The organism is Pseudanabaena sp. SR411, from assembly GCF_002251945.1.
GTDB lineage: Bacteria > Cyanobacteriota > Cyanobacteriia > Pseudanabaenales > Pseudanabaenaceae > Pseudanabaena.
The window spans coordinates 1-11,439 of record NZ_NDHW01000190.1; the positions used below are offsets into that span (position 1 = coordinate 1).

At 42.9% G+C, this 11,439-nt stretch carries 10 protein-coding genes; 5 read left to right on the forward strand and 5 right to left on the reverse strand.

The window, feature by feature from the left end; genetic code table 11:
- From B9G53_RS20330 to B9G53_RS20340, 4 genes are all read right to left on the reverse strand, one after another.
- Nucleotides 1-285: DUF4277 domain-containing protein (locus tag B9G53_RS20330; RefSeq protein WP_141211838.1), on the reverse strand; the 285-nt coding region annotated here is incomplete at its 3' end.
- Between the two features lie 625 nt (nucleotides 286-910).
- Nucleotides 911-3,514, reverse strand: coding sequence for a chloride channel protein (locus tag B9G53_RS20335; RefSeq protein ID WP_094535296.1), 2,604 nt, complete (start codon nucleotides 3,512-3,514; stop codon nucleotides 911-913).
- Between the two features lie 55 nt (nucleotides 3,515-3,569).
- On the reverse strand, nucleotides 3,570-3,761 hold the full coding sequence (locus tag B9G53_RS26945; protein WP_141211839.1) for a hypothetical protein: 192 nt from the start codon (nucleotides 3,759-3,761) through the stop codon (nucleotides 3,570-3,572).
- A gap of 74 nt (nucleotides 3,762-3,835) precedes the next feature.
- The gene (locus B9G53_RS20340; protein ID WP_094535297.1) at nucleotides 3,836-4,312 is read right to left on the reverse strand and encodes a Uma2 family endonuclease; all 477 of its coding nucleotides are present in this window, start codon (nucleotides 4,310-4,312) and stop codon (nucleotides 3,836-3,838) included.
- Nucleotides 4,313-4,492: 180 nt separating this feature from the next.
- On the opposite strand from B9G53_RS20340, the gene uvrC reads away from it, so the two are divergent.
- Nucleotides 4,493-6,406, forward strand: coding sequence for an excinuclease ABC subunit UvrC (uvrC, locus tag B9G53_RS20345; RefSeq protein ID WP_094535298.1), 1,914 nt, complete (start codon nucleotides 4,493-4,495; stop codon nucleotides 6,404-6,406).
- A 29-nt stretch (nucleotides 6,407-6,435) separates the two neighbouring features.
- Here uvrC and B9G53_RS20350 read toward each other — a convergent pair whose 3' ends face one another.
- On the reverse strand, nucleotides 6,436-7,356 hold the full coding sequence (locus B9G53_RS20350) for a glycosyltransferase family 2 protein (RefSeq protein ID WP_094535347.1): 921 nt from the start codon (nucleotides 7,354-7,356) through the stop codon (nucleotides 6,436-6,438).
- A 460-nt stretch (nucleotides 7,357-7,816) separates the two neighbouring features.
- On the opposite strand from B9G53_RS20350, the gene rfbC reads away from it, so the two are divergent.
- The 4 genes from rfbC (at nucleotide 7,817) to B9G53_RS20370 (ending at nucleotide 11,413) form a co-directional block, all read left to right on the forward strand.
- Nucleotides 7,817-8,362, forward strand: coding sequence for a dTDP-4-dehydrorhamnose 3,5-epimerase (gene rfbC / locus B9G53_RS20355; RefSeq protein ID WP_094535299.1), 546 nt, complete (start codon nucleotides 7,817-7,819; stop codon nucleotides 8,360-8,362).
- On the forward strand, nucleotides 8,359-9,378 hold the full coding sequence (gene rfbB / locus B9G53_RS20360) for a dTDP-glucose 4,6-dehydratase (RefSeq protein ID WP_094535300.1): 1,020 nt from the start codon (nucleotides 8,359-8,361) through the stop codon (nucleotides 9,376-9,378). The genes rfbC and rfbB overlap by 4 nt, the downstream gene beginning before the upstream one ends.
- Entirely contained in the window at nucleotides 9,375-10,244 is an 870-nt protein-coding gene (gene rfbD, locus B9G53_RS20365) for a dTDP-4-dehydrorhamnose reductase (RefSeq protein ID WP_094535301.1), read from the forward strand. The genes rfbB and rfbD overlap by 4 nt, the downstream gene beginning before the upstream one ends.
- A 95-nt stretch (nucleotides 10,245-10,339) precedes the next feature.
- A complete protein-coding gene (locus B9G53_RS20370) occupies nucleotides 10,340-11,413 on the forward strand; it encodes a glucose-1-phosphate thymidylyltransferase (RefSeq protein ID WP_094535302.1) in 1,074 nt (357 codons plus the stop codon).
- Nucleotides 11,414-11,439 lie beyond the last annotated feature (26 nt).

Consider the following 11,439-nt stretch of genomic DNA (forward strand, 5'->3'; position numbering starts at 1 on the left):
TAGATCATCCAGTACATTGCCGATACGGTCATCGTTGATTTGTTCGGCTGTTATCCCTTCCCCCAGTAAGTGCTTGGTTGGTTTTCCTTCAAAGAATTTCCCAAACATATACAGGGGAGCTGATACAAATCCTAATCCATTCAGTAGCATGGCTTTGACGATTACCCCTGCGCTTACTTTTTCTCTTGAGCTTCTCCCGATTCTCATGTTTATTTCCTCCACGATTCCCATCTCGTCGATCATCCCTGCCACGATCCCTAGATGGTCTAGATTCGATACTTTCATCTCTGTATTAATATTTACCTCCTCTTTTTTGATTTTCGATGATTTTGATTTTCGGTAATTATTTTACCCTTCCATTACGAGCGGAATGTAGGATATAAGTCTAGGGCTGGCACGGGGGCGCAGCCCCTACAAAATCTAAATTATTGGGGTAGGGGCAATCCCCCCGTGGTTGCCCTGTCATGCTAGCAGCAAGAGATTCATCATCTGAGTTCCCCGTAACATCAGATATAAAACAAAAAGACCTAGCCATTGGCTAGGTCTTTTTGTTTCGGAATACTTTAGGATCTTTAGGTCACAGTCAACTGCTGGAAGGATCTCAGGTTTACTAGTAAATTTAGGCTAGCGAACTAGAGATAATTAACTAAATACCTTACAGAACAGCTCCAGCACACAGCTCGGAAACCTGAAGACCCACACGTTTACCGTTACTACTATCTGATTGCATGGGCATCACCTCCTGTTGTCTAAATGTTTATTATCAAGTGTGATTTGGCTTGAAACCAAAGGTTTATTCAACCTGAGATGTAATATAACTGACAAATCAAAATTTGACAATACCCAATAAGTGAGTGGCGGCGCAAAGCGCCGCCACTCACTTATTGGGTATTGATAGTGCCGCTATCTATCACATCGCTTTGCGGAAAATAATAATTGTTCTGTTACTGTTTTTAGCGATCGCTTCGGGAATATTCCCATGCATAACGTGCTGTAAAATTCCTTCACGACTTGCCCCCAACATAATTACATCACTTCTTTCTTGATTTGCTAGATCGAGAATTGCATCGGCAATCGATTTAGAACATATAGGAATTGTGCCAACGGAAAAATGGAGCGACTTATATAAAGAATTGGCATATTTTTCTAAGTGACTCGTTTTATGTTTTTCGTCAGTAGGGGAAAAGATTTGGCAGAGACAAACTTCTGGATAAGGGGAAAGTGACATCAAACTTGGGAGCAGTAGCAATGCATTCTCGGTGTTTGGCCCCCCAGAAATCGGAATTAGCCAACGATTGAAGGAAATATTGGGCTTCTTAAATTCTTGATTAAATGGATTAACCTTTTGAAGGCGATCGCTAAATTTGACCAGCATCACATCACAATTTGCCTGCTTCACCACCGTATCTACGGTGTCACCAAATATGCGATCGGGAGATTTTGATTTGCCATGCCAACCGATTAATAACAAATCAATCTTACGATCGCTAGCTACTTCTAAAATTGTCTGACCAGCATCATGGGCTACACGCACTTGGGTATGCAGTGATATTTGCCTAATCTTGGCAGCATCGGTAATCTGTTGAAATAGTTCCAAACTAGAATTCAAATCAACCGTAGTAGTTGAGGGAGCAAGATGCGGTGAGATGGAAATGATATGCAGACATTCGATTTCATAGTTGTGTTTTGCGGCGATCGCTAGAGCAATTTCAATCAAATACATCGCAGTTTGAGGATTGCTCAAAGGTAGTAATAGTCTGCCTTTGCCCGTAGCTGTTCCGCGTTGTTGGTAGACAAGATAGGATGGTTTAGATATTTGGGAACTGACTCCGCGTAATCGTTTTGCCTGAGCGCGTAAAATATCGCTGCGGGTGATAATGCCGATAAGTTTATTGCGATCAATGACAGGTAATCGCGAAAGTTTGTAGTAGGAAAGCAAATATAGAACCTGAGTAAGGCGCTCTTCAGGACTGACCGTAATTGGTTGAGGGGTCATAATTTGGCTAATCGTCATATCTCCCGACACCTTGCTTTCTTGGGCTTTCACCAAATCCATTTGGGTGATAATACCAACTAGATGTTCATGGGAGACTACAGGAAAGCCGCGATGGCGCGATCGCGCAAAAGCCTGCATCGCCTCATCGATCAGCATTTCACTGTTTAGGGTTTCGACCTGTCGCTGCATCACATCAACGGCTCTCAGTCCATCCCATAATCCATCAGTAACGGCTTCTGCTTCAAGATGAATGCCTTTTAGTTCCAATAAATGTGTGTACAAAGAACCAGGGGCATATTTTTCTGTACAAAGATAAGCAACTACGCTGGTAATCATCAATGGCAGAATAATATTAAAATCTCGTGTGATTTCAAAGACAATCACAAAAGCGGTAATGGGAACTTTTGCAACCGCTCCAAAAAAAGCTCCCATTCCCGATAGTGCATAGGTCGCGAGAGTTCCTGTCCCCAACAGTGAATGTTCTAAGTTCCCCACTAAAGATCCCAGAGCTGAGCCTAGGATCAAGCTAGGTACAAATAATCCCCCAGAAGTCTCGGCACTACAAGCAATAAGGGTAAGGATAAACCTTACTGCAAAAGCTCCTGCGGTAAGTTGCCATTCAGATTGCCCCATGGCAAGAAACATCTGTAATCCTGTACTGTCGCGAAAGTCACTGGGTAACATGGCGATCGCCACCCCAGACAAACAACCTGCGATCGCAATTCGCCATGCTAATCCAACTTTAAAAAAGCTCCGATTCCATTTCGTAACCGCAAGGACACTGTGATTAAAGAATGCGGCAAACCATCCAACCAGTAGCCCTAGCAATAGTAAAAAAGGAATCTCTTGGGCGGAAAATTGAATTGTAGGGATCACTGAGGCAAGGCTCTGCCCTGACAACATCAAAGAAACAACTCCGCCAATAAAAGAAGCTAGGATGGCTGTTCCTAAAGTCAAGCTAGAAACATCATGGAGCAATTCTTCAATTACAAATAATACACCTGCGATCGGGGCATTAAATCCTGCGGCAAGTCCTGCGGCGGCTCCTGCGGCGATCAGTTGGCGTTGATATTCGGGAGAAGTGGGAATCCATTGGCTCACCTGTCCTGCGATCGCGGCTCCAATCTGTACGGTTGGCCCCTGACGACCGAGTGCTAATCCTGAACCGAGCGCCAAAATTGTACTGGCAATTTTAACAATGGCAACACGCAAATTTAGAGCGATCGGCACATAGCTCAGGGCTGCCTTCACTTGGGGGATGCCGCTACCTGAAGCTTCATTTGCAAATTGTTCGATTAAAAATCCTGAAAGATATCCGCCAGTCAAGCCAATGATCGGCAATGCAAACCATGCGGGTAAGTCGTTAGCAATATATATCCGCCAACCACCAATTAAACCAATTCCCTGTTTTAACAGTACAGCGGCTAAGCCTGACAATACCCCAATCAAACAAGCTTCAAAAATGGCTAGCCGTTTTGGTTTCAACCATTTATGCAGCGATAATATGCCTGAAGCCATAAAAAGTTATTGAGTCTGACTATAAAAACTCATTACATCGAATATTTTAAGTAGTTTAACCGACAATGAGTAAGCGATCGTCTAACATCGCTTTCGATTCACAAAGAGATTGCCTCAAACATTTCTCATCAAAACAAATGGTAAGAATGGGCGGCGCTACGCGCCGCCCATTCTTATAGCTATAGCCACCTGTATCAGGACAAATCAAAACCCAAATAATGTGAGGCGGCGCGAAGCGCCGCCTCACATTATTTGGGTTTTATGTCCTAACAAGAATGGCTACAGCTATACCTCTAGATCACTACCAAAACCAAAAAATAATTATCGTTTAATCTGATTGGGGAAATTAGGGACTAACAAAGATTGAGCTAACTCCCCTTGTTCATTATAAAATCTTATTTGACCTTGTTCGTTACATAGCCATACTTCAAGAGCTTGAGCTTCAAAATATAACTTTTTTTTGAATTCCATTTCACCCAAGCTATTGCCTATAGATTTAACTTCTATACAAATCTCTGGTGCAATTGAAGCTGATACTTCATCTTGAATTTTGTCAAATCTTTCCTCCGAGCACCAAACAACATCGGCAACCTTAATCCCATCTGTCGTGTCGATCGCACATTCTGGCATTACTTCCCCATTACTTAATAAAGATTCTAATAAACGTTGAATTCTTCCTTGATGAAAAGAATGTTTAATCTTTACTGGACTCATTATGATTTGTCCCCACTTATTTAATTCAATTTTGAAGGGTAAATCTTGTAGCTGTTTATTCGCACAAACTTCTTCCCATTTCATAATTAATTACCTAAAGCGAATAACGTAATAATAACTCATCTGTATTTAGATTTGGATGTGTTCGTCTCAAAAAAAACGCCAAACATACGCCCATCATCCAAGAATTAGTGGCGCTTCGCGCCGCACCACTAATTCTTGGATGATGGGCGTATCTAGATCATAAGGATTTGATATGATTGGATGATGACTGAGCCGCTACTACAAAATCCTGAAAAACTACAGGCGAGATTAAAGGAAATCCCCCTAGAAGCAGGGGTCTACTTTATGCGCGATCGCCATGATGGCGTAATTTATATCGGCAAATCGAAGGCTCTACGCAATCGGGTGCGATCGTACTTTCGCAGCAGTCAAGACTTATCGCCACGCATCGCCATGATGGTGCAGTTGGTGCATGAGATAGAATTCATCGTTACCGATTCTGAAGCCGAAGCCCTCGCCCTTGAAGCGAACCTGATCAAGCAATATCAACCCTATTACAACGTTCTCCTCAAGGACGACAAGAAATATCCCTACGTTTGTATTACTTGGTCAGAGGACTATCCACGTATTTTTATTACCCGCAAACGTAGGATGGGCGGCACAAAGGATAAATACTACGGGCCCTATGTCGATGTCTTTAATCTCAAACGAACCTTAGGAATTATCAAACGGGCTTTCCCACTCCGACAAAGACCAATCCCGATGTTTAAAGATCGCCCTTGCTTGAACTATGACATGGGCTTATGTCCTGCGGTATGTCAGCAACTCATTTCACCAGAAGATTATCGCAAGACAATGTTAAAAGTAGCGATGATTTTTCAGGGACGATCTAGTGAATTAGTAGAAACCTTTACCGAGAAAATGGAAGCGGCGGCGGAAGCTTTGGAGTTTGAGAAAGCTGCCGATCTACGAGATCGCATCCAAGTTTTGCAAAACCTCAACTCTAATCAAAAGGTTTCTCTGCCAGATGATACAGTTTCTCGCGATGCGATCGCCCTTGCCCATGATGAGCAGCATACCTGTATTCAGCTATTTCAAATTAGGGCAGGGCGTTTAGTGGGTCGATTAGCCTTTGTGGCAGATAGTCAGAGTGATACACCAGAGGCAATTTTACAGCGTACTTTAGAGGCTCACTATCAAAACTGCGATCCAGTGGAAATTCCCAACGAAGTCCACACACAATTGGAGCTTCCTGAAGTAGAGATTTTGCAAGCATGGCTAAGCGATCGCAAGGGACGAAAAGTCGCGATCGCCACACCGCAGCGTCAACTCAAAGCAGAGCTAATCGAAATGGTGGAACGTAATGCCCAGTATGAGTTAGCGAGAATTCAAAAGCAAAGTGATCGTAATTTGCAAGGATTAGAAGACTTAGCAGAGATTCTTAATCTCGATAGCTTGCCACATCGGATTGAAGGCTATGATATTTCGCATATTCAAGGCTCCGATGCCGTGGCAAGCCAAGTTGTATTTATTGATGGCATTCCCGCTAAGCAACATTATCGTCATTACAAAATCCGCAATCCTGATATTCAAACTGGACATTCCGATGACTTTGCCAGCCTCGCAGAAGTAATTGCTAGAAGGTTTCGGAAGTATGTAACGTTTGAAATGGAAGCCCTCACCCACAACTTCTCTCCCATTGAGGGAGAGGGGAGCAAGAGTGATGGTGATTTCCCCGATGTCGTCATGATCGATGGGGGCAAGGGTCAACTTTCATCGGTGATGAAGATTATTGATAAGTTGGGTTTGCGAGATCGCCTAACAGTGATTAGCCTTGCCAAAAAACGCGAGGAAATCTTTTTGCCTGAACAGTCAGAGCCTCTGGTGAGTGGCGATCCAGAACGAGCAGGAGTACAGGTGCTGCGGCGGTTGCGTGATGAAGCCCACCGTTTCGCGATTACATTCCATCGTAAGAAACGCAGTCAAAGAATGCAGCGATCGCACCTCGATCAAATTTCAGGTTTAGGACATCATCGCCAAAAGATTCTGCTGGAGAAATTCCATTCCGTTGATTATATTCGTCAGGCAACGGTCGAACAGATTGCTGAAACCGATGGTATCGGCAAGAAGTTAGCTCAGCATATTTATAATCATTTCCATTCAACTAATAACTGAGAATTGGCAGCGCTTTGCGCCGCCAATTCTCAGTTATTGAAGAGTAACTTACTTTCTTTATCCCAATTGCGATACATCCAAATCACGGTGTACCAGTTCATATAAATCCGAAAAATCTCCATCGCAATTTCTGATTTACCTTGATCGCATAGCCATGTTAACAGAGGCTTAAGCGTGCGATCATTAAGCGTACCACCAAGGGTGAGAATCCACCATAGAGCCAGATGTAGCCAAGTTTTTTGAATCATTAACTTGACTTCCCATGTTGGATGCTTTTGATAAAAAATAATGCTCATTCGACCGCGTTGTTCTTCTAAATCAAGCAATCGAGGCATTTTATCAATGGAGAATTTAGCGTGGTAATGGAAAGCGATCGCCCCTGCACAGGTCAATCGTTTTAGACCTAATTTTTTAACGCGCATTCCTAGCTCAAAATCTTCCCAACCATATTGGAAAAAGCCCGTATCAAATTTTCCTGCTTCTAACAGCCATTTACGGGCGATCGCTAAATTACAAGTATCAAAAATAGCAGCAGTAAAATATGGCACTGCGGAGACAGGCTCAGAATCAGGTGCTTCCAAATTGCTAGTGTCGATGATCCTGCCATAACTATAGACTTTTTCGCCTTGAGCTAGGGTTTCGGTATGGGCTTGGAGATATTCAGGATTGACCGTGATATCGCTATCGACAAAGGCAATGTATTTACCTTTGGCTGAGTCAATGCCATAATTGCGGGCTGTGGCGGCAGCGGCATGGTCTTGGGTTAATAGGCGCAAGTGTGGATATTGATCACTATTAGCTCTCAAAAACTCTACCGTACCATCGGTTGATCCATCATCTATCACCAGAATTTCGTAAGGTTGGGTTATGGTCTGTTTTTCCAACGCTGCTAGACATTTTTGCAAAATTGGTAGTCGGTTATAAGTGGGTACAACCACTGACCACAACATTTCTGACACAGTGTTTCTCCTAAGCGATCGCAAAAAGGATTATAACTCTACAGCAATTCCCGATGAAGCGAACCTCAAGAGCATTTTTGAAAGCTTTGCTTTGCAAAGCTTTCAAAAATGCTCTTGGTTTGATCTTGAGTGTAAAGTGCTGTAATACCAATCCATAAAAGTGTGCCGACACTTTTATGGATTAAAAACTAAACGCAGTAATAGTTTTCAAAACGTAAAATGGTTAGCCATTTTATGTTTTGGTATAGCAATGTAAGTTTTGCTTAGGATATAAAACCCAAAAGATGAGTGGCAGCGCTTCGCGCCGCCACTCATCTTTTGGGTTTTGATTAGCTATCTCTTGCGTTGCTATATTAAGTGTAAGTGACGTGGGGCTTAGTGCAGTCAATTGGTAATTTTAAATTGGTGATTTTAAGACATAATTTTTGGGTTAATGTTACGCAGTATTTGCATGAAAGTTGAAATCACAGCAATTCCTGATGTTTTACTAATTACACCTAGGGTATTTGGTGATGAGCGAGGTTTTTTTTATGAGTCATACAACCATCAAATTTTTGTCGAAAAAACAGGTTTAGATCTCACCTTTGTCCAAGACAATCATTCGCGATCGCAAAAAAATGTGTTACGGGGATTGCATTACCAAATTGGTAAGCCTCAAGGCAAATTGGTGAGGGTTTTATTAGGAATAATTCAAGATGTTGCCGTAGATTTGCGACAAGGTTCACCAACATTTGGTAAATCGGTAAGTTATATTCTTAGTGCGGAAAACTATCAGCAGCTATGGATTCCTGTAGGATTTGCTCACGGCTTTACTGTATTGTCTGATGTTGCCGAAGTAGCCTATAAAACGACGGATTACTACGCTCCCAGTGAAGAGCGCTGTTTATTGTGGAATGATCCTGAGTTAGCGATCACATGGCAACTCAAAGGACAACCAATTGTGTCTGCTAAAGATGCTGTTGGTAAATTATTAAAAGAAGCGGAGTTATTTGCATGAGTCCAGTCGAAAAATTTCAAAAAATACTTGTTACGGGTGGAGCAGGATTTATTGGCTCTAATTATGTGCATTATGCACTCGAGCATCACCCCACATGGGAGATTGTGGTTTTAGATAAGCTCACCTATGCGGGTAATTTAGATAATCTTAAGGATGTCAGCGATCGCATTACTTTCATTCAAGGCGATATTGCCAATCCTGAAGATGTGGACAAAGCCGTTAATGGAGTTGACGCAATTCTCAATTTTGCTGCCGAAAGCCATGTTGATCGCAGTCTGAGAGATCCACTCCCCTTCATCCGCACCAATATCGAAGGTACATTACTATTATTGGAAGCGGCAAGAAAATATCAAATCAAACGCTTTCTCCATGTTTCTACCGATGAAGTTTATGGAGATCTCGTCGGTAGCGATCGCCATTCCCTAGAGTCAGATACCCTGTCACCGCGTAGTCCCTATGCTGCATCTAAAGCAGGAGCCGAGCATCTAGTCTTCTCCTATGGCATTAGCTATGGTTTAGAGGTGGTGATTACCCGTGGCTCGAATACTTACGGGCTATATCAATATCCTGAAAAAATTATTCCTCTCTTCATCACCAATGCCCTAGAGTCAAAATCCTTGCCTATTTATGGTGATGGTTCGGCTGTCCGTGATTATCTCTATGTCGAAGATCATTGCTCAGGCATTGACACAGTGCTGCACGCAGGTACAAGGGGTAAAGCCTATAATCTTGGTGCGCGAATGGAAATTAACGGTATCGAGGTTGCTAAAACTATTTTAGGGTTGCTCAATCGCCCCGAATCCTTAATGCAATCTGTCAGCGATCGCCCTGGACATGACTACCGCTATTCTGTCGATCCTAGTGCAACTGAAGCATTAGGCTGGCAGCGTCAATGGGACTTTCAGCGTGGCATGGCTCAAACCGTGGCTTGGTACAAACAAAACTCAGACTGGTGGCAAGCAGTCAAGGATAAGAAAGTATTCCAAGAGCATTACAACCAGTGGTATGCCCGATGAGTCAACCTCTCAAAGTGGCTCTGATTGGAGCAAATGGACAGTTAGGCTCAGATATTAATAGTCACTTTTCGCAGTGCGATCGCTATCAACTGACGGCTCTAACACGATCTGACATTGACATTAGACAGGCTGACATTGTTGATCAAGTCTTAACCCGCCAGAAATTTGATGTGGTGATCAATAGTGCCGCCTATGTGCGTGTCGATGACTGTGAGCAAGAAGTGGACACAGCCTTTAATGTCAATGCGATCGGTGCGTTAAATGTGGCTCGAACCTGTCGTGATATTGGCGCTCTCTGTGTTTACATCAGTACGGATTATGTGTTTCGTGGCGATCGCCAATCTCCTTACACTGAGTCCGACATTCCTAACCCCATTAATATTTACGGTACATCAAAGCTCACAGGAGAATATCTAGTCCAACAAACCACTGCGCGATCGCTAATTGTGCGAATCTCCAGTGTTTTCGGTAAAGCTGGGGCAAGCGGTAAGGGTGGTAATTTCGTCGAAACAATGATTAAAAAAGCCAAAGCTGGCGATCCAATCAAGGTAGTTAATGACATATTTATGTCGCCTACCTATACCTATGATGCAGCTAGATTGCTAGATGTACTTTTACAAGAAGGTGCAACAGGGCTGATTCATGGTGCTAATTCAGGGAGTTGTTCATGGCATGAATTTGCTAGTGCAGCGCTTAGTCTTGCTAGTATCCAGTATCCCGTTGAAGCTATTCCTGCTTTGGATTTTCCTACTAAAGCAACCAGACCGATGAACTCAGCATTAATTAGTGATCAGTTGCCCAAAATTACTAATTTTCAGATGCGCCCTTGGCAAGAAGCACTTGCAGCCTATATTCAAGCTAGATAAAAAAACATAAATCATTTTAAAAGAGGCGCTTCGCGCCTCTTTTAAAATGATTTATGGATTACTCAAATCCTCACTAGGCTCTATTATTCAAAACTATGAAAGCTCTAATTCTCTCTGGTGGCAAAGGCACAAGGTTGCGCCCTCTTACCTATACAGGGGCAAAACAACTAGTACCCGTCGCCAATAAACCAATTCTTTGGTATTGCATTGAAAGTATTGTCGCCGCAGGTATTACCGATATCGGTATTGTCATCAGTCCCGAAACTGGCGATGAAGTCAAAAGCAAAACAGGTAATGGCGATCACTTCAGTGCAAATATTACCTATATTCTGCAAGATCAACCCGCAGGCTTAGCCCATGCTGTCAAGATTGCCCAGTCATTTCTTGGTGAAGACTCCTTCATCATGTTCCTTGGTGACAACCTGATCGAATCGCAGTTAGATACTTTTTTGACCAGTTTTAACCAAAAACAGCTAGATGCTTTGATTTTATTACGCCAAGTCGCTGATCCTAGTGCTTTTGGCGTGGCAACAGTTGATGCTGAGGGCAAAGTGATCAAATTAGTCGAAAAACCTAAACAGCCTGAATCAAATTTGGCTTTAGTTGGGGTGTACTTCTTTAAAAAGACAATTCATCAGGCGATCGCCCAAATCTCCCCATCGGCTAGAGGTGAGCTAGAAATTACTGATGCGATCCAACAACTAATTGATACTCACAAAAATGTATCAGCATCCGAGCTAGAGGGCTGGTGGTTAGATACAGGCAAAAAAGATGATATTCTTGCCGCTAATCAAATTGTTCTTGATGCCAGATTAAAATCTCAGAATCTGGGAGAGATCGATAGTGACAGTAGTATTAGTGGGCGCGTAGCGATTGGTATCGGCTCTCAAGTTATTAGTTGCAAAATTCGCGGACCAGTCATTATTGGCGAAAATTGCCATCTTGAAAATGCTTACATTGGGCCCTATACCAGTATTAGCGATCGCGTTACGATCATCGAAACCGATATTGAACATAGCGTTATCCTTAGTGATACCAAAATCACAGGTATCCATCAACGCATCGTCGATAGTGTGATCGGACAAAGAGTGTCTATGAAAGTTTCCCCTAAGCGTCCACAGGCTCTAAGATTTCTTGTGGGCGATGACTCTCAGCTTGAGATTATGTAGAAAGGAGGACTCTGTGAATGGTATTC

What these genes read in the sequence shown, in the direction of transcription:
- B9G53_RS20335 (WP_094535296.1), bottom strand. Translation starts at nt 3,514, where the DNA reads ATGGCTTCAGGCATATTATCGCTGCATAAATGGTTGAAACCAAAACGG.
- B9G53_RS20340 (WP_094535297.1), bottom strand. Translation starts at nt 4,312, where the DNA reads ATGAAATGGGAAGAAGTTTGTGCGAATAAACAGCTACAAGATTTACCC.
- uvrC (WP_094535298.1), top strand. Translation starts at nt 4,493, where the DNA reads ATGATGACTGAGCCGCTACTACAAAATCCTGAAAAACTACAGGCGAGA.
- B9G53_RS20350 (WP_094535347.1), bottom strand. Translation starts at nt 7,356, where the DNA reads ATGTTGTGGTCAGTGGTTGTACCCACTTATAACCGACTACCAATTTTG.
- rfbC (WP_094535299.1), top strand. Translation starts at nt 7,817, where the DNA reads ATGAAAGTTGAAATCACAGCAATTCCTGATGTTTTACTAATTACACCT.
- rfbB (WP_094535300.1), top strand. Translation starts at nt 8,359, where the DNA reads ATGAGTCCAGTCGAAAAATTTCAAAAAATACTTGTTACGGGTGGAGCA.
- rfbD (WP_094535301.1), top strand. Translation starts at nt 9,375, where the DNA reads ATGAGTCAACCTCTCAAAGTGGCTCTGATTGGAGCAAATGGACAGTTA.
- B9G53_RS20370 (WP_094535302.1), top strand. Translation starts at nt 10,340, where the DNA reads ATGAAAGCTCTAATTCTCTCTGGTGGCAAAGGCACAAGGTTGCGCCCT.